General features: G+C 54.3%; 28 protein-coding genes and 1 riboswitch. Of the genes, 12 read left to right on the plus strand and 16 right to left on the minus strand.

Annotated elements, in window-relative coordinates; translation table 11 throughout:
- Positions 1–163 precede the first annotated feature (163 nt).
- The 7 genes from IPM31_01960 to IPM31_01990 all read left to right on the plus strand — a co-directional run bounded on the left by IPM31_01960 (position 164) and on the right by IPM31_01990 (position 4,372).
- A complete protein-coding gene (locus IPM31_01960; protein ID MBK9005736.1) occupies positions 164–502 on the plus strand; it encodes a hypothetical protein in 339 nt (112 codons plus the stop codon).
- On the plus strand, positions 499–1,164 hold the full coding sequence (locus tag IPM31_01965; protein MBK9005737.1) for an HD domain-containing protein: 666 nt from the start codon (positions 499–501) through the stop codon (positions 1,162–1,164). The genes IPM31_01960 and IPM31_01965 overlap by 4 nt, the downstream gene beginning before the upstream one ends.
- Positions 1,165–1,247: 83 nt before the next feature.
- Positions 1,248–1,916, plus strand: coding sequence for a polysaccharide deacetylase family protein (locus tag IPM31_01970; GenBank protein ID MBK9005738.1), 669 nt, complete (start codon positions 1,248–1,250; stop codon positions 1,914–1,916).
- A gap of 179 nt (positions 1,917–2,095) precedes the next feature.
- Complete coding sequence (locus tag IPM31_01975) at positions 2,096–2,665, plus strand: DUF4287 domain-containing protein (GenBank protein MBK9005739.1); 570 nt, start codon at positions 2,096–2,098, stop codon at positions 2,663–2,665.
- A 17-nt stretch (positions 2,666–2,682) separates the two neighbouring features.
- On the plus strand, positions 2,683–3,354 hold the full coding sequence (locus tag IPM31_01980) for a Type 1 glutamine amidotransferase-like domain-containing protein (GenBank protein ID MBK9005740.1): 672 nt from the start codon (positions 2,683–2,685) through the stop codon (positions 3,352–3,354).
- Positions 3,355–3,470: 116 nt separating this feature from the next.
- Complete coding sequence (locus tag IPM31_01985; GenBank protein ID MBK9005741.1) at positions 3,471–3,965, plus strand: RNA polymerase sigma factor; 495 nt, start codon at positions 3,471–3,473, stop codon at positions 3,963–3,965.
- Entirely contained in the window at positions 3,962–4,372 is a 411-nt protein-coding gene (locus tag IPM31_01990; protein MBK9005742.1) for a hypothetical protein, read from the plus strand. Before IPM31_01985 ends, IPM31_01990 begins: the two co-directional genes overlap by 4 nt.
- A gap of 20 nt (positions 4,373–4,392) precedes the next feature.
- Here IPM31_01990 and IPM31_01995 read toward each other — a convergent pair whose 3' ends face one another.
- The 9 genes from IPM31_01995 to IPM31_02035 all read right to left on the minus strand — a co-directional run bounded on the left by IPM31_01995 (position 4,393) and on the right by IPM31_02035 (position 10,708).
- A complete protein-coding gene (locus IPM31_01995) occupies positions 4,393–5,334 on the minus strand; it encodes an MFS transporter (protein MBK9005743.1) in 942 nt (313 codons plus the stop codon).
- Positions 5,288–5,650, minus strand: coding sequence for a hypothetical protein (locus IPM31_02000; protein MBK9005744.1), 363 nt, complete (start codon positions 5,648–5,650; stop codon positions 5,288–5,290). Before IPM31_02000 ends, IPM31_01995 begins: the two co-directional genes overlap by 47 nt.
- Before the next feature lie 39 nt (positions 5,651–5,689).
- Positions 5,690–6,295, minus strand: coding sequence for an HAD family phosphatase (locus tag IPM31_02005; protein MBK9005745.1), 606 nt, complete (start codon positions 6,293–6,295; stop codon positions 5,690–5,692).
- The gene (locus tag IPM31_02010) at positions 6,292–6,651 is read right to left on the minus strand and encodes a hypothetical protein (protein ID MBK9005746.1); all 360 of its coding nucleotides are present in this window, start codon (positions 6,649–6,651) and stop codon (positions 6,292–6,294) included. Before IPM31_02010 ends, IPM31_02005 begins: the two co-directional genes overlap by 4 nt.
- A gap of 136 nt (positions 6,652–6,787) precedes the next feature.
- Positions 6,788–7,789: a GNAT family N-acetyltransferase gene (locus IPM31_02015; protein ID MBK9005747.1), complete on the minus strand. Its 1,002-nt coding sequence runs from the start codon at positions 7,787–7,789 to the stop codon at positions 6,788–6,790.
- A 64-nt stretch (positions 7,790–7,853) separates the two neighbouring features.
- Positions 7,854–8,891 carry a GNAT family N-acetyltransferase gene (locus IPM31_02020; GenBank protein MBK9005748.1) on the minus strand — a complete coding sequence of 346 codons (1,038 nt, stop codon included), beginning with the start codon at positions 8,889–8,891 and terminating at the stop codon, positions 7,854–7,856.
- A gap of 99 nt (positions 8,892–8,990) precedes the next feature.
- Complete coding sequence (locus IPM31_02025) at positions 8,991–9,545, minus strand: GNAT family N-acetyltransferase (GenBank protein MBK9005749.1); 555 nt, start codon at positions 9,543–9,545, stop codon at positions 8,991–8,993.
- On the minus strand, positions 9,542–10,108 hold the full coding sequence (locus IPM31_02030) for a GNAT family N-acetyltransferase (protein ID MBK9005750.1): 567 nt from the start codon (positions 10,106–10,108) through the stop codon (positions 9,542–9,544). The genes IPM31_02025 and IPM31_02030 overlap by 4 nt, the downstream gene beginning before the upstream one ends.
- Positions 10,109–10,129: 21 nt before the next feature.
- Positions 10,130–10,708, minus strand: coding sequence for a GNAT family N-acetyltransferase (locus IPM31_02035; GenBank protein MBK9005751.1), 579 nt, complete (start codon positions 10,706–10,708; stop codon positions 10,130–10,132).
- Positions 10,709–10,972: 264 nt separating this feature from the next.
- On the opposite strand from IPM31_02035, the gene IPM31_02040 reads away from it, so the two are divergent.
- Positions 10,973–11,371 carry a response regulator gene (locus IPM31_02040; GenBank protein MBK9005752.1) on the plus strand — a complete coding sequence of 133 codons (399 nt, stop codon included), beginning with the start codon at positions 10,973–10,975 and terminating at the stop codon, positions 11,369–11,371.
- An 88-nt stretch (positions 11,372–11,459) separates the two neighbouring features.
- Here IPM31_02040 and IPM31_02045 read toward each other — a convergent pair whose 3' ends face one another.
- Positions 11,460–12,497 (minus strand): hypothetical protein, encoded by a 1,038-nt coding sequence (locus IPM31_02045; protein ID MBK9005753.1) that lies wholly within the window; start codon positions 12,495–12,497, stop codon positions 11,460–11,462.
- Between the two features lie 213 nt (positions 12,498–12,710).
- Here IPM31_02045 and IPM31_02050 point away from each other — a divergent pair, with 213 nt between their 5' ends.
- Positions 12,711–13,220 carry a hypothetical protein gene (locus tag IPM31_02050; GenBank protein ID MBK9005754.1) on the plus strand — a complete coding sequence of 170 codons (510 nt, stop codon included), beginning with the start codon at positions 12,711–12,713 and terminating at the stop codon, positions 13,218–13,220.
- 80 nt (positions 13,221–13,300) lie between these two features.
- Here the strand turns inward: IPM31_02050 and IPM31_02055 are convergent, their stop codons facing one another.
- Positions 13,301–15,610 (minus strand): immune inhibitor A, encoded by a 2,310-nt coding sequence (locus IPM31_02055; GenBank protein MBK9005755.1) that lies wholly within the window; start codon positions 15,608–15,610, stop codon positions 13,301–13,303.
- Between the two features lie 106 nt (positions 15,611–15,716).
- Positions 15,717–15,811, minus strand: a riboswitch (cyclic di-GMP riboswitch).
- 410 nt (positions 15,812–16,221) lie between these two features.
- On the opposite strand from IPM31_02055, the gene IPM31_02060 reads away from it, so the two are divergent.
- The 3 genes from IPM31_02060 (at position 16,222) to IPM31_02070 (ending at position 18,343) form a co-directional block, all read left to right on the plus strand.
- A complete protein-coding gene (locus tag IPM31_02060; GenBank protein MBK9005756.1) occupies positions 16,222–16,968 on the plus strand; it encodes a hypothetical protein in 747 nt (248 codons plus the stop codon).
- Positions 16,969–16,992: 24 nt separating this feature from the next.
- Positions 16,993–17,694, plus strand: a complete 702-nt coding sequence (locus IPM31_02065) for a hypothetical protein (protein ID MBK9005757.1) — start codon at positions 16,993–16,995, stop codon at positions 17,692–17,694.
- 181 nt (positions 17,695–17,875) lie between these two features.
- The gene (locus IPM31_02070; GenBank protein MBK9005758.1) at positions 17,876–18,343 is read left to right on the plus strand and encodes a hypothetical protein; all 468 of its coding nucleotides are present in this window, start codon (positions 17,876–17,878) and stop codon (positions 18,341–18,343) included.
- Positions 18,344–18,346: 3 nt separating this feature from the next.
- Here the strand turns inward: IPM31_02070 and IPM31_02075 are convergent, their stop codons facing one another.
- From IPM31_02075 to IPM31_02095, 5 genes are all read right to left on the minus strand, one after another.
- Positions 18,347–18,907 (minus strand): phosphatase PAP2 family protein, encoded by a 561-nt coding sequence (locus tag IPM31_02075; protein ID MBK9005759.1) that lies wholly within the window; start codon positions 18,905–18,907, stop codon positions 18,347–18,349.
- Positions 18,904–19,797 (minus strand): nucleotidyltransferase family protein, encoded by an 894-nt coding sequence (locus IPM31_02080; GenBank protein ID MBK9005760.1) that lies wholly within the window; start codon positions 19,795–19,797, stop codon positions 18,904–18,906. The genes IPM31_02075 and IPM31_02080 overlap by 4 nt, the downstream gene beginning before the upstream one ends.
- A gap of 107 nt (positions 19,798–19,904) precedes the next feature.
- Positions 19,905–20,804, minus strand: a complete 900-nt coding sequence (locus IPM31_02085; GenBank protein ID MBK9005761.1) for a quinate 5-dehydrogenase — start codon at positions 20,802–20,804, stop codon at positions 19,905–19,907.
- The gene (locus IPM31_02090) at positions 20,801–23,953 is read right to left on the minus strand and encodes a GAF domain-containing protein (GenBank protein MBK9005762.1); all 3,153 of its coding nucleotides are present in this window, start codon (positions 23,951–23,953) and stop codon (positions 20,801–20,803) included. Before IPM31_02090 ends, IPM31_02085 begins: the two co-directional genes overlap by 4 nt.
- On the minus strand, positions 23,898–24,203 hold the full coding sequence (locus IPM31_02095) for a hypothetical protein (protein MBK9005763.1): 306 nt from the start codon (positions 24,201–24,203) through the stop codon (positions 23,898–23,900). Before IPM31_02095 ends, IPM31_02090 begins: the two co-directional genes overlap by 56 nt.
- Positions 24,204–24,208 lie beyond the last annotated feature (5 nt).

A 24,208-nucleotide genomic window follows, 5' to 3' on the forward strand; every position in this document is an offset into this window, starting at 1 on the left:
CGCTTGAGCGGACTTCGTAAAAATAGCCCGATGATTAATCGTCGGGCGGGCATGTTGAAATCCAGGTGACTGTCACGTCGGACGTGACAGTCACCTTTTTATCGACATGACAGCCAACTTTTAAAAGATATAATCGGGCAACCTCAATTCAACGGAGACCCCCATGCCCAACAAAACGCCCGCCATCATCTCTGCCGTAATAACTTTCATTCTGTTGATCATCATCAGCGCGATGCTTTCATTCGGTCAACTCATCGCGCTCAACGGGTTCAGCGAACGCGTCGGCACGATCTCACTCGCCACATCATTGATCTGTCAGGGCATCGGCAACATCCTCGCGATCATCGTCGCGTGGCGGCTGACGATCCGCTTCATCACAAAATCGAATTGGAGCAACATCGCCGCAACGCTCGTCTCCGCGCTGGCTGGCACACTCACGGGCGCAGGTCTAGCCTTCATCGCGATCATCGTCTCGATCTTCCTCGCCGAGCAAATCCGATGAACCAGCGCGAGATCATCCAAAAGACCGCCGACTACATCAAGCAGAAATTTTCGGACGACTCGTCGGGGCACGATTGGTGGCACATCTATCGCGTCTGGCAAACCGCCCTCCGCATTTGCGAGATCGAACAAGCGGATGCCTTCATCGTCCAACTCGCGGCTCTGCTTCACGATCTGGATGATTGGAAGTTCAACGCTTCGGAAGATGAAACCCCGCTTCGCGCGCAGGGTTGGCTGGATTCGCTTTCCCTCGACCCCTCCACCACTGACGCGGTGTGCCGCATCATCAAGCACATCTCCTACAAGGGTGCAAACGTCGAAAACAAAATGGACTCGCTCGAAGGCTTCATCGTCCAAGACGCCGACAGACTCGACGCCATCGGCGCGATCGGCATCGCCCGCGCCTTCGCGTACGGCGGATACAAAAATCGTCCGTTGTATGATCCCGCGTCCTCCCCACAACTGCATCAGACCTTCGAGCAATACAAAAACAGCAACAGCGACACGATCAACCACTTCCATGAAAAATTATTGTTGCTGAAAGACAAAATGAACACCGCCACCGCCAAACGCATCGCAGAGCAACGTCACGAAGTGATGGTGCAATTCTTGAATCAATTCATGGACGAGATACGGAATGCGGACTTCAGTCCGCTACCATAAAATTTCAGTCCGCTGACATAACAAACTTTTGTTAGCCAGAAAAGCAGACTGAAGTCTGCGCTCCGAAATTTGCACAAATTTTCATGCTCACCTCTCACCTCCTCCGCGCCTACGCATGGATGCAATCCCGCCACCCTGACATCTTATGGCGCGGAGACGCCTCCCGCCGCGAGATCGCCCTCACCTTCGACGATGGTCCGCATCCGCGCGATACGCCTGAGGTGTTGGATGTGCTGGCAAAGCACGCAGTCCGCGCGACATTCTTTTTGATCGGGAAAGACGTTGAGAAGAATCAAAGTCTCGCGAAGCAAATCCACACGGGCGGGCATGAGATTGGAATCCATTGCTATCGTCATGTTCCATTTCCGTTTGAGAAGCCCGATGTGTTACGCAAGCAATTGGAGAAAACGAAAACGCTGATCTCGCAAGCGTGCGGAATCCCACCGATAGAAATACGCGACGTCCGCCCGCCGTATGGAGCGTTCACCTCCAAAACAAAATCCCTGCTCGCCGAGTGGGGCTATCGCCTCGTGATGTGGAATTGCATCCCGCCGCATTTCACCCAACCGCTATCGTGGACAATTCAACAAATCCTGAACGCGTCCATCTCAGGCTCGATCATCGTCCTGCACGACGGGCACGGACACGGCTCGAAAGCCGCGCAGATCGTCGAAACCATCGTGCCGACAATAAAATCGCAGGGGTTCGAATTTGTTACGATCAAGCACATGCAATATAAGACAAGGAGGTGAAACATGCGTCGCCGCGCCAAAGCCGAAAGGGAGATCAAGGCTGGGGTTGGCGCGGCAGGTCAACCCGTCGGAAATGAAGCGGCGTGGGGTCGTCGAAGATTTATCAATCATTGCGTGTTTAGAATTTATGTTCTATAATCAGCGCAACGCAAAGTTTCACTCAAGGAGTTGACACGATGATGACCTCTCTCGAAAAAGCAGTCCAGACTCAAGTAGCCAACATCCAAAAGAAAACGGGGATGACTCTCAAAGAGTTATCCGCGCTCGCCAAGAAGAGCGGGCTGACCAAACACGGCGAACTGCGCGACATGTTCAAGGAGAAGCTCGGTCTTGGTCACGGCGACGCGAACACGCTCGTGCATGAAATTCTGAAATCGGACGGCTCGCACATGGCAGAGGGCAAAAGCGCCGATGCCGTGTTGGATGAAATTTACACGGGTGCGAAGGCGAGCTTCCGCCCCATTCATGAAAAGTTGATGAAGGCGATCGGAGAATTTGGAGAATTCGAAATCGCCCCGAAGAAGGGCTATGTGAGTCTGCGGCGCAAAAAACAATTCGCGATGATCGGACCGAAGACCAACACGCGTTTCGAAGTGGGTATCAACGCCAAAGACTTCAAAAAGAACAAACGCCTACAAGCGCAACCGTCAGGGAGCATGTGCAATTACATCGTCGCGCTTACCGACGCGAAAGAAGTGGACGCCGAATTGGTCGCGTGGATTAAATCTGCTTATGAAGGCGCGGGATAAATAATCGCACAAGAGTCATGAAATTATTGCTTACTTCTGCGGGCATCAGGAATACCAGCATTCAAAACACACTCGTTGAATTACTGGGCAAACCAATTGCCGACTCCAATGCTCTCTGCATCCCCACTGCGGGATATGGTCACCCTCAAGTCAATCCTGGCATGGCATGGCGCTTCATCAGCGGACAAGAGCCCAGAACCCCCATGTGCGAATTGGGCTGGAAGTCATTGGGAGTCCTTGAACTCACCGCGTTGCCCAGCATTGACAAAGAACGCTGGGTCTCGTGGGTGCAAGAGACAGATGTTCTGCTGGTGAATGGAGGCGATCCTTTATATCTGTGCCATTGGATGAAACAGTCTGGGCTGGCGGAACTTCTTCCGTCACTGCGCGAGACCGTTTGGGTTGGGTTGAGCGGAGGAAGCATGGTGATGTCCCCGCGCATCGGAGCGGATTTCGTCAATTGGAAAGCGCCCACTGGCGGCGATGAAACGTTGGGAGTTGTGGACTTCTCGATCTTTCCGCATCTGGATCATCCAGACCTGCCTGAAAACACCATGGCAGATGCAGAAAAATGGGCGGCAGGCATGTCTGTGCCGTGCTACGCGATTGACGATGAAACCGCCATCAAGGTGGTGGACGGAACTGCCGAGGTTGTTTCTGAGGGACACTGGAAATTGTTTGCGCGCTGATCGGGATTCTCAAGTTCGATTCTCTAACTTTCACCCAAATAATCGTCTGCCAGCTTAAAAAGCGGCTGTCTTTTTGTAACTTTTTCGCGTTCGGGGGATAATATCTATGTAACGGCATGGTCACTAATTTTCATGAACTGTACCAGAAGTACTCACAGGATGTGTACCGCTTTGCCTATTGGGTATGCGGCAACTCGCAGGACGCCGAGGACATTACCGCCGAAACCTTTGTCCGCGCGTTGACCTCCTCCGCAGAAATCCGATCCGAGACCGTCAAAGGCTACCTGCTGACCATCGCAAAAAATCTGGCATACAAAAAATCGAGGCGCGAGAAAAGGTTGATTTCATTAGACGAAGAGAACATCGAATCTGATTCGCGCCCAGCCCAACAGGCGGAAGATTCGGCAAGCGTGCGAACCGCCATGCGTTTTATCCAAACGCTTCCAGATGCGGATCGTATGGCATTGATATTAAGGATTGGACACAACCTGCCCTACGAGGAGATCGCCGCCATGTTGAATATTTCGCTTACCGCGGCAAAAGTCAAAGTACACCGCGCGAGAATCAAATTGACTGAATACGTGCAAGAACAAGAGGAACCGCAACCATGAAAATCACACGCGACATCATCACCGACCTGTTACCCGTCTATCTTGCGGACGAAGCGAGCGCAGACACCCGCGCCCTCGTCGAGGATTTTTTCAAGCAAGATCCTGAATTTGCGAAACTGGCGCTCAAGCGGGAACATCCGCTTGAACAGCCGCCGATCAATCTAACAAAGGAAAACGAAATGAAAACACTTGAAAGAACGAAAAAACTCCTGACCAAACGATCATGGTATATGGGCTTCGCGATCTTCTTCACCTTATTGCCCTTGTCTATCAGAGGAGACGAACAAGGCATATATTGGATGTGGGCAGGCACGCCTATGATCCCCATTGCAAGCATTGTGGTCGCCGTCATCATGTGGATTTCCTACGCGAGAACGAACCACAAATTGAACGGCTCCGACCTGTAGGCAAGAGCGGTCGCCTTTCCCTACCCCTCTTCTTCAAGGAGAGGGGACACCGCCTCCGCTTCATCCTCAGACTTCGAGTTGGCGCGGCTGACGAAGAACAGCGCGGGCGTCAACAGCAGTCCCGACGCGGCAAGCGACGCGACAGCGGAACTCGCCGCGGCGATCACTGCGACGATGGGTCCGCCCAGCATCTGCCCAATCGCATCCACCTGACCGAACATCGAGTGAACTGTCGCGCGGACTTTTGAATCCAGTTTCTGGTTCACCCACGCGGTTTGCAGAGGAATGCGAACGTCGCGCAACGCGTCGAGGACGAGGTATAACGCGAGACTGAGGAAGAGCAGAGGAGAGAGGGCAAACCCCAACATGGCAACGGAGATCAGCGCGGTAACAACAAACATCGCGCGTCCGATCGCGATTGGGTTGGTTGAGTCGACTCGTTTTTCGACAACGTGAACCGCGAAGATGGTCAGAAGCGCGCCTGCCGCGCGAAGAACGGCAAAGAACGCCACTTGATTGTTTCCAAACAAAATCGGCAGGCTGAATTGATCCAACAAATGTTTTACCCACAGACGGTCGAAGCCCTCGCTGTAGATCCCGTAGAATAACCCAACGCCGACAATGCTCATCAAACGCGGCTTGGAGCGGACCGCCTCCGCGCCCTGTTTGAAGGTATGCCACATGTGTTGCCAGGTGTTGCGGTCTTCGCGCGGGGTGGGATGAAAATTTTTCTCGGGCATGATGAAGATCAGGATCACGCCGATCGACAGTACGCCCCCCGCGCCGACGAGGATGGGCATGGCAACATTGTTCACGCCAACCAGCGCGGCAAGCGTCATGCCGATCAACGACGCGTATAAACCAACGCGCATGCCGCGCAGAAATAATTTATTGGCATCCTCTTCGCCGATCTCATCAGTGATCCACGCTTGTGTTGCGCCGCTGGTGAAGGTGTAGCCCAACCCCCAAATGATCTGCGCGAGTAGAATCGGGATGAACGCGGGGAAGAGTCCCCTCCACGAGAAAGCCGATGCCCATCAACACATAGCCGATGATGATCGAAAGCCTGCGCGAATACACGTCTGCCACGATGCCTGTCGGCACTTCAAACACAAATGCTGAAATTTCCAGCGCCGTGCCGACGAGGATCAATTGAACAGGTGTCAGCCCCGCAATGGTCGCTTCATACAATGATGTGACGACGAACATCATCGAGAAGCACGCGGAGGCGGCGAACTCGATAAAGAGGTAGACGCGGGATGGGGAGATGCGATTCACAAAAACAGAGATTGGAGATTAGAGACTGGGGATTCGAGACTAGAGAATGGATTTGAGTTGCTTCAATACGGATTCGACTTCCGTGAATTGGATGCCCTTCATGCCGAGTCTTTCGCAGGCTTCGATGTTTGCGGGCATGTCGTCCACGAACACCGCTTCGTTCGGCTTGACTTGCAGTTGATCCAATGCGATGCGGTAGATCTTCTCGTCTGGCTTTGCCACTTTCACTTCGGCCGAGATGACGATGGAGTCGAACACGTCGGCGAATTTTTCGCGTTCCATATAGGCGCGCAAACCGTCCCACGCGTTCGAGATGGCGCCCACTTTGCGCTTCGGCTTGAGCGACCGCATAAACTCCAGCAAGTTTCGGTCGATGATGTCGCCGCCGAAAAATTCCTCCCGCACGCGCATAACCTCGTTGGCAGGCAGTTTGAGAGCCTTCATCACATTCAGCCAGTGTTCCTGTTCGGTGATCTCCCCCACCGAGGCGCGCGCCGCCGAACTGTTCGACCCTCCGCCGAAGACGAGCTTCTCGATGTCTTCGTAATCCATGCCAAATTGCTCAGCGAGCCTTTGGCGCGGCGCCTGATGCTCAGTGCGGACGATCACTCCGCCGAGGTCAAAGAATACAGCGCGGATGGTCATTTCTTTTTTGCCGCCGATGTCTTCGCAGGATTTTTTTTCTCGGCTACTTGTTTCTTTGCGACAGTCGGCTGAGGATTCGATTCGGCTGGGGAAACAGGAGCAGGCTCAGGCGCGGGAAGAGGCGCCTCATTCTGCGGGTGAGCCTGCATCTCCGCCTCGAACTGTTTCAACGCCTCGCGCCAGTTCGGGAAGAATATCTCCATGCGTTTGCGCTCGACACGTGTGGCGCGCCGACAGCGCGGACAGTGCGCGTCGTAGTGAGTCAGTTTATGCGCGTCCATTTCCTGCAGGGCGTCGAGCATTTGCACGCGGCTGAGGGTGTAGGGTGTTTGGCAAAACGAACATTTGATGTTCATGGTGTCTCCTTGTGGGGAAATAAACCTGACAGGTTTTCTCAAGAACCGAGTCGGGAGTGTGGACTGCGAAGCAGAATTACTTGATCGAGCATGGCTTCGCGGAAACCTGTCAGGTTTTATATTGATTAAGTATAGCCTATTCTTGCATTTCAAACTCGCGTCCGGGGCGCAGTTCTTTTTCAACGATGATATCTTCGACATCCACTTTCATGCCGACCTTTTGATAGAGCCGCGTCGCGCCGGTGGGATTCGACGCATCGACCGCCAAGCCGACGCGCGTCGTGCCGCGTGTGTAGAATTCATTGAACGAGTGAAGCAGAAGCGCCTCCGCCAATCCGCGCTTGCGCCATGGACGCCGAACGCCAAGCGCTCCCACCCAGCCAATCCCGTTGCGGACGCGGGTTTGCGAGAAGCCCGCGATCTGGTCGTCATCCCACGCCACATGCCACAGCGAGGGATCAAAATCTTCACGCCTTATTTTTCGCATCTGCCAGTTATTGAAGTTGCCCGGCGTGTGACCCCAGTGATCTTCAAAGGCTTCCTCCTGGGCTTGAAAAAGGAGATAAGCGTGCGCGTCCACATCGAATGGCATCAATTCGATTCCATCGGGAAATGTCTTGACCTGCGGCGCTTCGGCGAGATCGATCTCCATCATCCAGTGATAACGGATAATTTGATAGCCCTCGCCTTCGAACATTCCGCGCACATTTTGATCATGGGCATTGGTTCCCGCGCGGATGTACACGCGCGCGTCGGGGTCGGCAAGTTGCATTTCACGGCGGGCGCGTTCATCGAGCGCGCGCAACATCGCCGCGCCGATCCCGCGTCCGCGAAAATCGGGATGCACATATCCATCGGCATTGAAGTAGGCATGCGCGTGGCGGCTGACGAATTCTTCGTATCCCACCACGCGCCCGTCGGCGGTTATCGCTACCCAAGCATCGGTTTCGAGGGTGAAGCCTTCCGATTTCCATTCAGTTTCCAGTTCTTCTTGCGTCATGATCGAAACTTCGTCGCCATCGGCGGTCAGCACATCGCGGATCAGACCGGTCACCGCGACGGCATCGCTCCATTGCGCCGGGCGCAGACGGAGAGCGGGGTCGAGCAATATTGATTCAGTTTGCAGTTTTGTTTCCATGTTTAACCATGCCTTCATAGAGTAAGCCGCTGATGAACAGTAGGTTTCAGCGACCTGTCAAGTTTCATGTTACTTCAACCACAGCCAATTCCTTACCGGGGCGGAATTCTTTTTCGTATTGATTGAACTGACGCTGGACTCGCATGCCCGCGCGTTCGTACAGTTTCAACGCGCCGGTGAGACTGCTCGCATCCACGCCGAGACCTGCGCGTTTTTTGCCGTCGGCATGGAACGCGGCGAAGGCATGTTTGAGTAAGGCGTAGCCAAGTCCATGCTTGCGCCATGCGCGGCGCACGCCGAGTTCGCCCACCCAACCCGATTCGGCATCCTCCGCGTCTTCGCGGCGGCAAATGCAGATGCCAGCCATTCGATCTCCGTCCATAGCGACGAACCACATCGCCGGGCTGTAGCCGGGATCTTCGACCATGTTATGTTTATATTCGGCAAAGCCTTTTTCAAACGGTTGTTCGATAAACCCAAAGTGGTCGTTGAAGGTATCTACGAACGTTCGATAGACTTCCTCCATTTCGGTTTCAGGATCGAACGGGCGGATGATGATCCCATCCGGTAATGGCGGCACAACAGGCGGTGAATCCAAATCTGTGACCATGCGATAGAACGAGCGGATATGTTTCCATCCGAGTCCCTCCATGAGCGCAACACCGGTTTCGTTGTGCGCCTCTGTGCCTGTGCGCGGCGCGACGCGCAACTCTGTCGCGCATTTTTCTAATGCGATGTGCGCATGATCCTCAGCCCATGAGTTTAGATGACTCCCGATTCCCTTTCCCCAGTGACCGGGGTGCACGATCCCAAAGATCCAGGGGTGAACGGGCGGAAGTTGAGTCATCCAACATTCGATGAACCCAGCGAGAGTCCCATCTTCCGCAAAGATCATACGCATATCGGTCTCGGGATTGAATCCTTCGTTTTGCCAATCGAGGCGGAGCAATTCAGGGTCGTTCAAGTCCACGCTCCCATTCAGGCGCATGGAATGAAGGTTCAACAGATCAAAAGCGATCTTGTAATCGTCAATATATCCGCCGCGCGCGGTGTAGCCCGCAGGGAGCGGCAGAATGTTTTGTTTTTCAAGAATTGCGTTCATTGTTTTTTTCCTTTTGTTTACCGATCTACGCTACTCAACCTTCGCGCTTGCTCGCAATGCAATATTCTCCTAACCTTGAAACGCAAGATAAATCTTGCGCTACTGTTCCGCGAGCCATTCTTCGCGCAAGACGCCCATGAACAACATGTCCCAGCGCCTGCCTTCCTTGTTCAGAAATTTCCGCATTCGTCCTTCGTGGCGGAAGCCCGCTTTTTCATAGGAGCGGATCGCGCGCGGGTTGTACTCGAACACCGCCAGCGTCACTCGGCGCAGGTTGACTTCGAGAAATGCATATTGCAAAAGCAGTCGCATCATCTCGGTGCCATAGCCCTTGCCCCAGTTCTCGCGCTCGCCGATGGTCAAGCCGACGAACGCATCTCCGCCCGCCCAGTTGACCACATGCAGGATCATCTCGCCGATCAGGGCATCGTCTTGCAAACGCCGCACGCCGAAGAAATAGATGCTCGCGTCGAGTTCATCCATGTCTTTCTCAATGTGCTTTGTCACACCGGTTGCAGAGGGCATCCGCGCGGGACCGGTATCCATCAACCGCCAATATTCCGAATCGCGCGTCCATCGTGAGAAGGCTTTGCCCATCTCTTCAGGGTCGTATGCCGCGAGACGCACCAACTTGCCAACGATAAGATCGTTCATTCGTCCGCCTTTTGCATCGCCAGCCATTCGTCGCGCAGGATGCCCATCCACAACGAATCGTGACGCGTCCCTTCGCGCTGAACGTCCCGGCGCGTGCGCCCTTCGAGCCGGAACCCGGCTTTCTCATAAGCCTTCAACGCGCGCGGGTTATAGTCCATCAAGCCGAGCGAGACGCGCTGCGCTCCCAATTCCATGAACGCATAACGCACAGCCAGTTTCATCGCCTCTGTGCCGAAACCCCTGCCCCAATACTCGCGCTCGCCGATGCCGATACCAACCCACACTTCGCGGTGGATCAGGTCGCACCATAAAACGAAAAACCCGATCAGCTTATCGTCTTCCAATGCGCGGATCGAAAAATAGTACCGCTCAGGTTTGAAGCCATTCTCAGCGGCTTTCTCGACCCACTCTTTTACTTTGCGCGCCGAATACATCTCAGCCGGGTCGGCATCTGCCAACCGGTGGAATTCCGAATCGCGCTGCCAATTCGCCTGAATCTTCGAACGCGACTCGGGGTCTTCCGACGTTAAGCGGACAAGTTGCCCGCGAAATAGATCGTTCATCTTATTCTCCTTCGCTTCTTTCTACGGGGAAGCCTGCTTCGCCCATTCATCCTTCAACAAGCCCATCACCAACAAATCCCAACGGCGGGCATCGCGCTCCAGAGATTTTCTCCGGCGCACTTCTTCCACAAAGCCGAACTTTTTCGCCAGCGCCAGTCCCCCCTCGTTGTACTCCGGAATGTACGCAGTGACGCGGAACATGTTCAACTCCGAAAACGCAAAGCGGAGGAGCATTTGCGCCGCTTGTGCGCCGAATCCTTTGCGGCGGTCATCGGGCGCGCCAATGCCGAGGCGGATGGTGCAGTTCCCGTTCGCCCACTCGATACGGTGGATCATCGCTTTGCCGATCAAGCGGTCATCCTCCCGCGCGCGGATCATGAAGTGATAAAAGTCCTTATCGTCCTCCATATCCTTCTCGAGCTTTTCGTAACGCTTCTTCACGATCGCCGCCGACATGGGACGCGCCGGCTCGCTCTCGTACAAGCGCAAGAACGAAGCGTCATGCGTCCACTTGGATTCGACCTCGGGGTCTTTCTCAAAGTCAATGGGGCCGAAGCGAATATCTTTTCCTTCGAATAGTTGTGTAGCAATGCCAGACATGATTTTCTCCATTTCCCCTCTCCCACAGGGAGAGAGCCAGGGTGAGGGAAATAAAAACAGCCACGGGGACGCCGTGGCTGTCGAATACGTAAAAAGTATCCTAACGATGAGCAGGCGCAATCCCGGGTCGGGTAAATTCTTGTTGACCAACAGTGAACTTGCTGAAGAACATGGGTCGCGCCTCCTTCCTTGAAAATTTTGTACGGGCGCGAGTGTAACATGCCGGCAGATTCCCCGTCAAGACACTAGAAAGGCAAAATCTAAATGGTAGCCTGGAAAACCGACACAAATACAATTCCTCTCCACACCGTATTGATCGTTTCCGATCAGCAGAATTCAGTCGCGGCGTGGGATGCCCTCTTCAGCCAGCGGAATTGTATTGTGCTCAGCGAATCAAGCCCGCGATATGCGATTCAAGCCGCCCGTCTGGTTGCCCCGTCTCTTGTGTTGGTGGATATCCAACTTACGCGGGACGAGCGAGTCGAACTCCTTGGAGAGTTGCGCAAAGCCAGCCGCGGTCCTATTATCGTGCTTGTTTCGGCAAACACCGCCCAATTGGCGATCGAAGCCAACGAGTCGGCGGCAGATGAGTACCTGCTCAAACCGGTCAACCCGGCCGTGCTGGTTGTCAAAGCCATGGCATGGCTTGCTCAAGCCCGTTAGCATAAACAGGTATTACGCCTGGCGTTTCTCTCCCTCCTCCTTCTAAGTCCAACACTCCCGTGAACATTCACGGGAGTGTTGGATTCGATCATGGGTTGTTGATGTTGATCAACCCCTGTTGAAGTTTATCGAGCATGTCCTGCGCATCCTTTTGCTTTCCGGGGCTGAGCAGGTTGGGGTCCACGTCGCTCAGCCCCAAGGGAGATTGAACCGTGACGCCTCCCTGCCCCGCTACAAGTTGGGACCAGGCGTTTTGAATTGCCTGGATCACATCCGGCTGAATCGTCATCACCCAGCCGCCGGGGCGCTCGTCTGGGGTGGCTGTGCCGATGAGTAGCGCGCCGGTCGTGCCGATGTATGTCAGCAGGTCTGGGTCTGCCACATCCGGGTAAACGAAAAGCGTGTCCACCTCTCGTTGGAGGATGAGGTAATCGGCGTATGGACCATAGCGCGCGGGGTCTTCATCCGTCGGAATTTCCACGAACTGCGGGTAGCACGATTGCAGGTTTTCCACGAGGCAGAAGGAGGGGAAGAAGATCGGGCGGCATAATCCGCAATGAAACGCCATGCCGTTGCGAAAGGCAACTGCGGCTTGTTGCGCGTCGGCGTTCCCTTTGGGCATGATCATACCGATGCGATAATCTTCGGTGAGGAGCGCGGCAGTATAACCAGCCAGAAAGGCGGCGAGGCCGGTCTGACCTTCACCCCCCAACGCGCTGATGTTGCCGCCGGGCAGAATGCCCGGGATGTTGATCGAGAGGAATTGCACTTGTGGCGCGGCGGCGGCTAAAACCGCAATACCGGGATCGGGCGGAAGCGCAATCACGATCTTTAGCCCTGGTTCCGTTAGGTCTGCTTCTGTGATGGAATCACGCACCTGGAAGCGATATCCTGAACTTTGCGTAAGATCGTATACCGTAGTTTGGTAGAGGTTCGATGTTTCGGGGTCAAGGTTTGCCGGCAGGATGAGCACCGCCAGTGGAATGGTCGGTGTTGCGGTAAGAGTCGGCGGGATGACCGGTGTTTCTGAAGGCAGTGGTGTGGATGTAGCGGATGGCTCATTCGCTCCACAGGCATTCAGAAGGAAGATCAGCAGTAAAGCGGCTCTTTGGAAGATGTTTCGCACAAGGTCTCTCCGGTGTTGGAATGAACAGATTATACACGTTGCAATAAAAGGAATATGGTCGCGCAATAACGCCGGATACGAGAATGTCGGACTCTGCCAAATCGGGGTGAATTTTCGTACTACAATTCAAGGAACCTTCTCGCCTGACAAGACGTCGATTAATTGATCGACTGCTTGTCTTTTGAGCGAATCCCATTTAAAGGAGACAGTATCATGAAATACCGTTGGGTTCCATTGTTGATCGTCAACGTATTCTTGCTGGTGAGTTGCGGAGGAGGGAGCGCTGGCGAACCCGCCTTAGACGCGCCGCAGGAGCCGCAACCCGTCCCCACTCAAGAGGTTGCTTCAACTCCGGACAGCGTCCTTCCCCAACCGACCCCTCAAGAAAAAATCGACTTTTCCAACGCGCCGGTAGAGAAATTTGTCGGCATCGCGAAAAACGATCTTGCCCGCTCTTTGGGAATCACGGTCGAGCAAGTGGAGCTGGTAAACACCCAAGCCGTCACCTGGCTCAATTCCGCGTTGGGATGCCCCGCGCCCGGTAAAATGTATGCGCAAGGACAGGTGCCCGGTTATCGAATCGATTTGTCTGCCAATGGGCAGGAATATACGTATCACACCGATCTAAACGGCAATTTTGTGCTCTGCCCCGCCATAGATCAAGAAGAAGGTTTGCCAATCGGACCAACCACCGGACCGAATATTGGCGTACCGATCCCATAAGCGCATCAGGCTGATTAAGAAATTGCGCCCCGAATGAATTCATTCGGGGCGCAATCTTTAACTCTGAACTTGCTGTTATCTTACTTTGGCGCGACGAGCACGTATGCCCAGCCGTTCCATTCACTGACGACCGTGATGGTAACGCCAACGCCAGGCAACGGAACGCTCGACCAGCCGTTGTTGCCGATGGAGGAATCGGGAGCTTCCCAATACCCCAACGTATCGTCGAAGCGGGAATTACCCGGGTAGCCGCCATAGCACTTCTTGACGGAGTTGACGTTCAAACAAATCCGGTCGACACGGTTGACGCCGAATGTCGAGTCGAATGCCTGAACGCGCGGGCGCCATGCCGTTCCATCGGGGCGCAGCATCATATTGGAATGCGCGTCGACCGGCAGGTAGAAGCCGCCGCATGTGCCGGCAGAGCAATAGTCGCCGACGTTGTTATCCGCGAAGGAGTAGTCGAGATACCAGATCAACAAGCCGTCTTGATACGGATAGTGCTCAACCCAATTTCCCTTATTCGGATCATTGAGGAAGCCGAAGTTGTAGGGACCCGTCTTCAGAGACTTGTCGTACCCAATATACTTGCGGTATTCAGCGATGTAGTAGTTGGCGTAGGACTGCGTTACGGTGCCGTTTGTGAGCGAGAAACCGCTGTACGTCCAACCCGGATCGGTCTCGCCGCCATCGACAGGAAGACCGGTCACACTGATTTCATCCACCGAGAAGCCGGTCGTTGCGACAGCGCTGTCAGTCCAATAGCGGAATCCAAGGGTCACGGTCTGGCCGGCATACGCTGAAAGATCGGCGGTCAGATCCACCCATCCGCCGGATGCGCCGGTGATGCCTTCACCAAAGTTCTGACCATTCGGATCGTCATTTGTGGAAAGGTTGGTGGCTACGTTTGTGCCATTGACAGTGAGGTACGCGTAGTCCCATTCCGTCTCGATGTCATAATTCACTTTGGCAGAAAGAGACACAGCGCCGGCGGGCAAGGTCACATCGCGGGTCATGCTATTGTCGAGATCATTCCCAGCGCCGGAGAAATAGTAGTAACTTCCGGCAAAGGGATCGCCGATGAAGCTTTCCACTTCCTTGTCGGGCAAAAGCACGAGAAGCTGTTGCGGGTCGGCAGAGTTAAACTCAGCGGGACCCATCTTCAAGAAGGCTGTCTCGTCGTAGTTTACAACCGCGGCATTCGACCAGCCCAAGTACAGCTTTTCGTATGCGCTCATGTGAATCGGTTTGGTGCCGATACCGTCAGCCGCCTTGCCAGAAGCGCCATAGGAACCACTGGACATAAGAGTCCAGAAGCCCGTGGAGTTCTCAGCGCCGCCGGTGTTACCGGATGTATCGTAGAGATCGGGAAGTCCAAGGTCGTGCGCAAACTCGTGAGCAAATACGCCTACGCCACCGTTCTCAGGTTCAACCGTGTAATCCCCAATCCAGTAACTAGATCCGCCAACTTGAAGACCACCCAATTTATTAAACGCAGGTCCTGCGCTTCCCTGGAGGGTATAGTAGGCATACCAGCGGTGGCTCCAAATGGCATTGGTGCCTTGCGCGCCGCCACCGGTCTCCTCGCCCTCGCCAGCGTGAACAGCCTGGAAGTGGTCGATATAACCATCAGGTTCGTTGAAGTTGGCATCGCCATCGTAATCATAGCGATCCCAGACATCGAATTGACTCAGGTAGGCATCGATCTCGGCGGGGGTTTTGCCAGCGGCAATCTGGTTGTTATACCAGGTTGAGGCGGAATCGCGAATGAAAAGCCAGGTTGTCGCGCAGACAATGCTTCCGCAATAATTTGCGCCGTAGCGAGCCTCGTTATAAGGCACGGTGACCCAATCTTCCACGGTGCCGTTAACCGCATACCGGCCGGACGACTGCTCGATGTAGAAATTGCGCATCGAGTTGGCGCCTGGGGTGGTATCAAAAAGCATTTTGTTGTACATGCTTTGGCTGAAATCGGCTGTCCAGATCGTGGTGTTATCCACCGCGCGATCGGGCTCGGGAATTTCATTGTGAAGAGGTCCGGCTACATCGCCGTAGGAGGAGTGGATCTGAGTGCCGAACTGACCCAGCAGGGTCCAGATCGTATCTTCACCTTCACGCTCCAACTCGACATAGCGGTCTCTATAGAATGGGTAGACGTGTTCGCCCCCATCCAAATAAATACTACCATCCCCCGCCTTACCATGGAACTTCGCTTCCAAGCCCCTCAATGTGGCGGCGTATTGCCGTTCACCAAGCGGATGCGGCGCATTATCGACATCCGAGCCGAGCATCGGGTCGGCTGGAACGGGAGGCGCCGCGCTTGCGATAGGGACGACTGCGATCACTAAAAGCGCCGCAATCATTGTTACATGAAACCACTTTGCTTTCATAACTATTACTCCTCTTATAGTTTGACTTGCAGACTGTGGATTGAATTGTGACTTATTCGATATGGAAAAGGAGACACCTCCTTAATTAAATATCCGCCATACATACAATGGCGGTCTGGCGGTCTTCCAACTCCTACGCAGAAAGGTGGAAGATCCATGACTTTGCGTCCCCACCTCACGGTGGGTTTGCCTTTTTGACAGATTAATAATAAATTAACTCATTGCAAAAAGCAAGTAATGTGTAACCTTTTGCTCGGATGAAATGATGCCCATAAGTCATAGCAATCTTTTATTCTGGAGCGCCTCCAAATGCGCGGAGATTTTGAGATACTTCTCTTTGCATTCTCAGCGCTTCATGAAAGTTCAGGAAACAGTTCGATTTGCCGGGTTACCGGCATTGACGCGGCGCCACAACGCCAGAATTCGGCTTCATGGTCGACGAGGGGGATCGCATTTGGATTTTTTGTCCGCTAATCCTTCTCGGAAAAATTCGCGCAGGTTGGCGAAGAGTAGCGGATTCGCAGACAAAGCGTCATGTTGCGAACATGGAGATTTTCTAATGCGATTGCCCCGCGTGGTCGACTGGGGATCCATTCGGTATAATGCCGCATATGGTCAAACGACTGATCGACAACCTTGACATCATCATCCCGATTGGGATCGCCATACTGTCCATCGTCGGGATGCTCTCTGTCGTATTAATTTTTTTCCTCGGAAAACCGCAGGCGGAAATTTCAGCCGAAGCAACGGCGACGCCTTTTCAATTCCTGTTCCTTGGAACTCTCACTTCGACTAAAGAGCCTACCTCAGCCACCCAACTCCAGAAGGATAAAACCCCCACAATCCCTACACTGCCTACTATCGAAACGAGGCAATCCTCAGACCAGACAATTACGCCTTCGCCTCAACCGCGCTCCGTTTCAGCAGGAACACTTACATCAACATCCGCATCACCTATTACTTTCACGCCGGGCGGGGTTGGCACGCCCACAACTAATGCGACAACATCCTCCGCGATCAAAATTGACGATTTCGACGATTTCATTCTTTACGACGGCGGGTGGATCAGCGAAACAGTCGACGCGGCATATGAAGAAACCCTTTCCATCTCCATCCTCATCGACGACACGGCAACCTTTACTTTCACGGGAACTCAATTCATCATTGGGTATGTGGCAGACCCCCAGTTGGGAACCATGACCATCGCCATCGATGGGAATACTCAAACCCTTAACCAATCCACTGGGTCAGAATGGTCATCCCCCAAATTATCACCGGGCGAACATTCCGTTACCCTCACCCACGCCTCCGGTGAAATTATCTATCTCGATTACATCACCATACTGGGTTCGCCTTGACGCCCAAAGGTATAATTCGACCTTATGTCTAAACGCTTCTTGATCATCTCCATCCTCCTCGCGGCATTGGTCACGGCGATCGCAACCGCCTACTTCATATACCGACCCAATGCCGAACGAGTGATCAAATTCCGCGCATGGATGGACAACCCCGCTTCGCATCCCAAGTGGAAGCTGACGGCCGGTTCCCAATGCGGGCCCGCCCCTTTCCTCTTCCCCACCGACGGGTTTGCCGGCTTCCTATGGGGCGATTCCTTTGGGATTCGTCACACCCACCAAGGCATCGATATCTTCGGCGGGACCGAGGTGGGCATTACGCGCGTGATTTCGGCATACCCCGGCTACCTCACGCGCCTGCCGGAGTGGAAATCTGCCGTGATCGTGCGCGTGCCCAGTGACCCGCTGAACCCCGGCGCGCAGATCTGGCTTTACTACACCCACATGGCTGATCGTTTCGGCAATTCTTTCATTGCGGAAGAATTTCCCGCCGGCGTTTCCGAAATCCCTGTGGAGGCTGGGACATTCCTCGGCTATCAGGGTGATTACTCCGGCGACCCGAACAACCCCGTTGGCATCCACTTGCATTTTTCGATCGTGGAAGACGATGGGACGGGGCAATTTAAAAATGAAATTGAGATCGAAAACACGCTGGACCCGTCGCCCTATTTGGGGTTGCCGTTGAACGCCAAAGAAAACCCCGATCAGGCGCCGGTGTGCGGTTCGTGATTTTTCTTCACAGTGCGGTTGCTCGCCGGAACGCGGCGCATCGAATATATTCAGGATGTGGAATCAGCCTGCTCATGCCGAATCAGATTGAACTGGGGAGTGAAGCGGTTTGTGCGTCCAATATAAAACAGCCGAGGGTATCGTCGGAACCATGTTCGCGTCGTTGGAGGAATGAGGAATAATGAAGGAACTTTTTGATTATCGGGAAAAACTTCTTGCGCGCCTGCTCGAGGCGGCTAAGCAATTCCGCAGTGAATGTCTTGCGGTGAAGGATCCCTTCGCCCCATTGCTGGAAGGCGGCTGGAACGCGCATCAAACTGCCGCGCACATACGCGATGTGGACGCGCAGGCGTATGGCTTGCGAGCGCGCCGCGCGGCGTTGGAGGATAACCCCGAGTTTCAAAATTTTGACGGGGACGCGTATGCCGCGGAGCATTACAACGCGAACGAATCACTGGCAGGCTTGTTGAATGGATTTGTAGCGAGCGTGGAAGCGCTGGTTGAATTTTTGCGGCAACTCCCATCTGCCGCATGGGCGCGCGAATCGCGTCACGTAGAATTAGGGAATGGTTTTACTTTGCAGACCTGGGTGGAACGCGATCTCGCGCACATTGAGGAACATTTGGCGAGTCTGATGAACGGGAAATGACTTTTACCACAGTGGGAAACCGATGAAGCGGAAGAGGGACAGGAAGAACGGTTCGTACATTTGCAAGCCGACCAGGGCGACGATCGCCCCCAACACCGCGCCGGCGAGGATATCCGAAACATAATGCACGCCCATTGCCACGCGAGCCAACGCGACCAATGGCGCCCACAGCCATAAGAGTATGGCAAGCCAGGCGGGACCAAACCACGCGGCGACAACCGCGATGAAGAACGAACGCGCCGCATGCCCGGATGGGAATGAATGCGGATCGGTGTTTCGATAGATGCTTCCCCACTCGCCCTCAGGGCGGCTCCTGCGCACAGTGAATTTGATTCCCATCACCAGCGCCGCCAGCCCCCCGATGCCGACGAACTGAATGACCGCCCATTCTTTCCAAAACGAATTGCCCAATGACCATAAGATTGCCATGGCGATCCACCAAAACCATGAATCGCCGGAGTGCGCGAAGAAGACTGCTACAGCGCGCAATGCGCCTGGCTTTTCAGCCACGCGCATTTGATCGGAAAGACGGGCATCCCTTTCAAGGATGGTTCGGAGGCTCATGCGCGCTTGGCTTTGGGCTTGAGCCGCGCGGTTTTTGAGACAGTCGTCTTCTTCTTGGGCGCGGCGGGTTTCTTTTTCGTTGTTCTCTTCGCCATGGTCCGCGCCTTTGAGGCGGCTTTGCGTTGGGTCTTCGCCAGGTCGGCGCGCAGGAGTTCGAGTTGATGCGGCTTGTCCACATCCATTGCGGCTTCGGCGTAGGGCCAGATGATGGCTCGCCCTTTGATGCCGATGCGCTCGCTGATCCGTCGAACGGCGTCTTCGATGGTGAGTTGTCGCATGAAGAGGGAGAGTAGCAAACCCAGCCCCAGTTTGCTCGCCTGTTTGAGCGGGCTTTTCCGCGCGCCGAGCAGGTCTTCCCAGGTATCCAAATGTTCGGTCGCCATACGGACGTGAGTCACGTTGACGTCTGCGCCGCATACTTCCATATTTTTGAGTTTGGTGTAGGTGCGGTTCGAGCCGGGGAAGCGCGCTTCCATCACATCTTTCAGGCAAATGCCATAATACAGATCGTCTTGCGTTTCCATGGCGGTCTCCACGAGCCAGTCCACCATGTGCGCTTTGAGCGCGGGGATGTCGGAGGACACGATCAGCACGTATTTGCTTTTCTTATCCAACTCAACCGATTTGTTGATGCCTGCCACGATGTTGGAGAGCATGCGTCCCTGGTTGGTGAGGAAATGCAGCGGTTTCTTGCATGTCAGCTCGTTTTTAGGTGAAAGCCCCACAAGGATGACGTTCTTGACGCGTTGCGATTCGCTGAGCGCGTCGAGCACCCATTGCACCATGGGTTTGCCGGCAATATCCACAAGCGCTTTGGCATCGCCCTTCAGGTAGGTGTAGAGCGGGTCTTCCGGGTTGGGTATACCGCCCGCGATCACGACTGCATCCATAAATTCTCCTCCGATTTGCGATTTTGAATTTACGCAGAACGTCCCGAAGGTTCTCGTGAATCAGGTTGGGTTTTTACCAAAACCTTCGGAACGGCGCGTAACATCAGTTAGTTCAATTTTTGTAACTGCGGTTCCAAGCCTAGCTGGTCGATGAGGGCGTTCAATTCGTCGTTCGTCAAGACGCGCCCTTTGCCCGCCACAGCAATGAGCGCCGCTTCGAGCATGTTGGCGCCAAAGGAGCGCCCTTCGATATTGAGCGTGGTGGTGACGAGATATTTCACGCCGCGTTTTTTGAGGAATTCCACATCGGCGGGCGTGGTGGTATTGGTGACGATGATCTTCCCGCGCATGTCTTCCGGCATGTGTTGTTTGACGTATAGAAAATCGCCGCCGGTGACGGTGTTGCCCTGGTAATAGGTTTCGTATTTGGGCGTGACCTTTTCCTGTTTTTCGCCGGTTGGGTAGAGCATACTGAGGGGCATGCGCCCGACGACCGGCATGAGTAGTTTTGCGGTGGTTTTGAGCGCGCTCATGGTGTGAATGGCGAGGGGAATATCCAGGCCGAACATCAGGTCGCCGAAAACGCATTGGTAGCCGGCGTTGATGAATGATTCGGTCATGCCATAGCGGGTGATGCCAGCCACGAGGAAAGCCGTTTTGGGTTGGATCTCGTCGCCGACCTTCTTTTCGAGCCATTGCATGACGCGCGCTTCGAGAGTGTCTTTCACCCCGCTTCCATCCACGTAGGGCGTGCGTTTCACATCCCGCACGAGTTTGAGCGCGCCGTGGAGGGGATAAAACTTCCAGGGGGTGTGCACGCCGAGGTCGATGCCGCCCACGCCGAACGCGTCCACAGTACCGTCCATGTCGCGGAACATTTGACGCGCTTTGTCTTCGTTGCCATCTGTGCCGATGCGTTCGATACGAACGGTTTCGCCCAGCAGGCTAATCTCGACGGTTTTGTTACGGGTGGCTGAACCCAGGCTGATACTGACGGCGCGCTTCATGGAGAGTCCTCCTCAGGATGAGATGACTGATTATAGTCTGAATCAGTTGTCCCCTGCGCGGGAAGCGTGAAGTAAAACGTCGAGCCGTTGCCCGGTTGCGATTCCACCCAGATCTCACCGCCGTGAAATTCGACGATCCGTTTGACGAGGGCAAGGCCGATGCCAGTGCCGTCTGATTTGGGGTCGAGTTTGTTGAATAAGCCGAAGATGCGTTCGTGATGCTCGGGCTCGATTCCCATGCCGTTATCGCGCACAAAAAAAATGGGCATGCCATGTTGCCAACCCGCCACCCCGATCTCGATGATGGGCGTCGGTTGTTCGCCCATGAATTTTGCGGCGTTCCCGACCAGGTTTTGAACGACTTCGAAGATGCGCTGACGATCGCCTTGCGCGTTGGGCAGGTTGTTTTGCGCGCGCACCTCCACCCCGCGTTGATGGATCTGCCCGTGCGATAAGTTCAACACATCAGCCACCAGTTGCTGCATATTGACCAGCGTCGGTTCGTTCATGAGCCTGCCCACTCTCGAAAGTTCGAGCAGGTCGTTGAGTAACTGTTGCATTTTGTCGGTCGCATCCACAATGCGCTGGATGTCGGCTTCCAATCGTTCGGTGTTCCCGGTGAGGGCGTCTTGCTTGAGGTAGCCGAGAAAGCCTCGAATGGTGAAGAGCGGAGATTTGAGATCGTGCGATACGGTGTAGGTGAACCGTTCGAGTTCGGCGTTTTTCGATTCCAATTCGCTGATCAGTTTTCTGCGCTGGTGGAGTTCGCGCTGGAGGGCGGTTTCGTCCAGTTGCCGTTTGATGGCTGTGCCGAGAATATTCCCCGCGACCAGCAACGCGTCGATCTCTGTATTGGTCCATTCTCGCTCGTTGTCCACATCGTCGAATCCGATGGCGCCCCACCATGTGCCAGCCACAAACACCGGAAAGTCCAGGAGCGCTTTCATCCCGCGCCCAAGCAAGGCGTTCATTTGGGTTGCAGTGAGGCGTTTGGCATCGCCAATATAGGGTTGCCCCGCGATCATGGCTTCATACCAATTTTCAAAACCAATTTCGCGCACGGGAATGTTTTGGTATGCCGGGATATGAAGGCCGCTCGATAGCGGAGGCGCGGCCCATTCAAATTGCATCGAAGTGACCAGGGTGCCGTCTGGTAGTTCATGGTTTTCGAACACAAAGACATGGGAGGCATTGACCGTGACGCCCAATTTTTCGAGAACGGCATCGATCTCGTTCCGCCAGTCGGACGATTTCAGGAACCGGTTCGCCGCATCGGCGACCGCTTCGAGGATCGATTCACGGTGACGCAATCTGGCTTCGATTTGTTTCCGTTCCACCAACTCTTTTTGCAGGGCGCGCTCGTCCGCTTGGCGGCGGATGGCGTTACTCAGCAAATTAGCCACCACGCGCAGCGTATCCACTTCAAAATGAGTCCATTCGCGCGCGTTGTCGTAGACGTCGAAACCGACTGTGCCCCACCAGCGCCCTTCCACCACGAGAGGCACTTCTGCATGGGCTTTCATGCCGATATTTTCAAAACGGGGTTTATCTGCGGGCGAATAGGTATTCAAATTACCGGCGTAGGCTTCACCGCGTTGCAGGTGTTCGTTGGCGCTACCCGGCAGAATCTGGATGATATGCGCCTCAGTGTATGAACCGTAATCGGTTGCGGTGGGGAATCCCGGGGCGGTCCATTCGCGGAACAACTTTGCCCGCTCCAAGCCATCGGGACCGGTGAAGTTTTCAAATAAGTAGGCATGCGTGGCATTCATTGCCCTGCCCAGCCGCTCCAAGACAACTTCGATCACATCCTTCCAATTGGAAGAAGTAAGGAACTGTTCGGCGGCAAACATCACCGCTTCGAGCACAAATTCGCGTTGGCGAAGGTTCACTTCGATCAGAGTCCGTTCAGATAACTCAGTTTGCAAATTGGAAAACAAGCGGGAGTTTTCGAGGGCAATACCGATATGCTCGCCCAAGGTCGAGATTAATTTGAAGTCGGCTTCTGTTAATTTCACTCCTTGCGTGCTTTCCACGTTGAGTATCCCCACAAAGGTTCCCTGATCGAATAGCGGTATGCAAATTTCAGAGATGACGCCTTCCACCGCCTGCCGGTACAAGGAATTTGTGGAGACATCCTCAATAAATTCGGGAACGCCAGTCCGCGCGACCTTGCCGATCACGCCTTCCTCGAGGGTAATGGTTGTATAGGGAGTCTCATACCCCACCTGATGTTGCATGATCAATACCCCATCTTGTAGTAAATACAGGCTGACCTGTGTGTACCCGAATGATTCGGCGATCGATTCGACAACATTGAAGATCACCCCGCGTCGATCGATCGATTGCGCCATGGCATTGCGCACCCGGCCGATCAGGGCAAGTTCCTGCGCCTGTTTTTTAGCGGTTTCATAAAGCAGACGATACCGCTGTTCCTCCTCGATCAATGCCCGCTCGGCGCGCTGACGCTCCAATAATTCGGATTGCAAGTCGGAAAACAAACGGGAATTTTCAAGCGCAATGGCAACTTGATCGGCAAAAATGACCGCCAGTTCGGCATGGTGGCGCGTAAATTGATTCGTCTCGCATCCATCCAGGGCGATCACTCCGAAAATTTCCCCGCGCGCCTTCAGCGGTATCGCCAGCCATGAATGAATGTAATTATGCGGCGGGATTTGAAAATCCTTCATTTGGTTCTGCACATCGAGTTTCAACAAATAAGGAACAGCGCCCTTCAAAATCGGAAGGACGGCATTATCATCGTCGATCTCAAACTTATAGTTCCCAACCAGCAACTCGGCAGGCAGGTTCCGCCCCGCGATAAATTTTTGCTCGCGCCCATCGATCCTCCAAATCGACGCGCTATCGTATGGCACGACCCGTTTAATTTGATCGAGGATCTTCTCGATGATTTCCGAAAACTCCAGCGAGCCGACGATGCCCGCCAAACTTTCACGCAGGGTTTCCGATTCTTGATTCTTAACCTCCAACTCGTGGATCAAGTTTTCATCATCATATTCAAGATGCTGGGGCAAGGTTGTAGCGCGGAAAATCAGGAGCGCCGACGCCTCGGAATATGCCGCGATGCGCATTTCATATCCGCGAGGCTCCGGCGCGGCCGGGTAATTGAAAGTCCAATGGGCGGGCAAGTTTGTCATCCAACACAAGGCGAACAGCAGACAAGGCGGCTGAACAAACTTGGGGCGGCAAAAAATCACGGAGGTTTCCTCCCACGCGTTGCGCCTCATCAAAAGGCGGTTGCGCATTTCGAGCGGGGAGGCATGCCAGCACCTCGCCGTCTGCGGAAACTTCAAGGAGCGTATCCGGCAACACGCGCAACAGATCGCGATGGTGTTCCGCCAGCAGAGACTCTTGAACCGTTTTCTTTTTTGATTTCATGAGTT

The sequence above is a fragment of the Candidatus Defluviilinea gracilis genome, assembly GCA_016716235.1.
GTDB classification, from domain to species: domain Bacteria; phylum Chloroflexota; class Anaerolineae; order Anaerolineales; family Villigracilaceae; genus Defluviilinea; species Defluviilinea gracilis.

Bases quoted from the DNA above. Each gene is read 5' to 3' on its own strand.
- IPM31_01960 (MBK9005736.1), top strand. From the start codon at position 164: ATGCCCAACAAAACGCCCGCCATCATCTCTGCCGTAATAACTTTCATT.
- IPM31_01965 (MBK9005737.1), top strand. From the start codon at position 499: ATGAACCAGCGCGAGATCATCCAAAAGACCGCCGACTACATCAAGCAG.
- IPM31_01970 (MBK9005738.1), top strand. From the start codon at position 1,248: ATGCTCACCTCTCACCTCCTCCGCGCCTACGCATGGATGCAATCCCGC.
- IPM31_01975 (MBK9005739.1), top strand. From the start codon at position 2,096: ATGACCTCTCTCGAAAAAGCAGTCCAGACTCAAGTAGCCAACATCCAA.
- IPM31_01980 (MBK9005740.1), top strand. From the start codon at position 2,683: ATGAAATTATTGCTTACTTCTGCGGGCATCAGGAATACCAGCATTCAA.
- IPM31_01985 (MBK9005741.1), top strand. From the start codon at position 3,471: ATGGTCACTAATTTTCATGAACTGTACCAGAAGTACTCACAGGATGTG.
- IPM31_01990 (MBK9005742.1), top strand. From the start codon at position 3,962: ATGAAAATCACACGCGACATCATCACCGACCTGTTACCCGTCTATCTT.
- IPM31_02005 (MBK9005745.1), bottom strand. From the start codon at position 6,295: ATGACCATCCGCGCTGTATTCTTTGACCTCGGCGGAGTGATCGTCCGC.
- IPM31_02010 (MBK9005746.1), bottom strand. From the start codon at position 6,651: ATGAACATCAAATGTTCGTTTTGCCAAACACCCTACACCCTCAGCCGC.
- IPM31_02015 (MBK9005747.1), bottom strand. From the start codon at position 7,789: ATGGAAACAAAACTGCAAACTGAATCAATATTGCTCGACCCCGCTCTC.
- IPM31_02020 (MBK9005748.1), bottom strand. From the start codon at position 8,891: ATGAACGCAATTCTTGAAAAACAAAACATTCTGCCGCTCCCTGCGGGC.
- IPM31_02025 (MBK9005749.1), bottom strand. From the start codon at position 9,545: ATGAACGATCTTATCGTTGGCAAGTTGGTGCGTCTCGCGGCATACGAC.
- IPM31_02030 (MBK9005750.1), bottom strand. From the start codon at position 10,108: ATGAACGATCTATTTCGCGGGCAACTTGTCCGCTTAACGTCGGAAGAC.
- IPM31_02035 (MBK9005751.1), bottom strand. From the start codon at position 10,708: ATGTCTGGCATTGCTACACAACTATTCGAAGGAAAAGATATTCGCTTC.
- IPM31_02040 (MBK9005752.1), top strand. From the start codon at position 10,973: ATGGTAGCCTGGAAAACCGACACAAATACAATTCCTCTCCACACCGTA.
- IPM31_02050 (MBK9005754.1), top strand. From the start codon at position 12,711: ATGAAATACCGTTGGGTTCCATTGTTGATCGTCAACGTATTCTTGCTG.
- IPM31_02055 (MBK9005755.1), bottom strand. From the start codon at position 15,610: ATGAAAGCAAAGTGGTTTCATGTAACAATGATTGCGGCGCTTTTAGTG.
- IPM31_02060 (MBK9005756.1), top strand. From the start codon at position 16,222: ATGGTCAAACGACTGATCGACAACCTTGACATCATCATCCCGATTGGG.
- IPM31_02065 (MBK9005757.1), top strand. From the start codon at position 16,993: ATGTCTAAACGCTTCTTGATCATCTCCATCCTCCTCGCGGCATTGGTC.
- IPM31_02070 (MBK9005758.1), top strand. From the start codon at position 17,876: ATGAAGGAACTTTTTGATTATCGGGAAAAACTTCTTGCGCGCCTGCTC.
- IPM31_02075 (MBK9005759.1), bottom strand. From the start codon at position 18,907: ATGAGCCTCCGAACCATCCTTGAAAGGGATGCCCGTCTTTCCGATCAA.
- IPM31_02080 (MBK9005760.1), bottom strand. From the start codon at position 19,797: ATGGATGCAGTCGTGATCGCGGGCGGTATACCCAACCCGGAAGACCCG.
- IPM31_02085 (MBK9005761.1), bottom strand. From the start codon at position 20,804: ATGAAGCGCGCCGTCAGTATCAGCCTGGGTTCAGCCACCCGTAACAAA.
- IPM31_02095 (MBK9005763.1), bottom strand. From the start codon at position 24,203: ATGAAATCAAAAAAGAAAACGGTTCAAGAGTCTCTGCTGGCGGAACAC.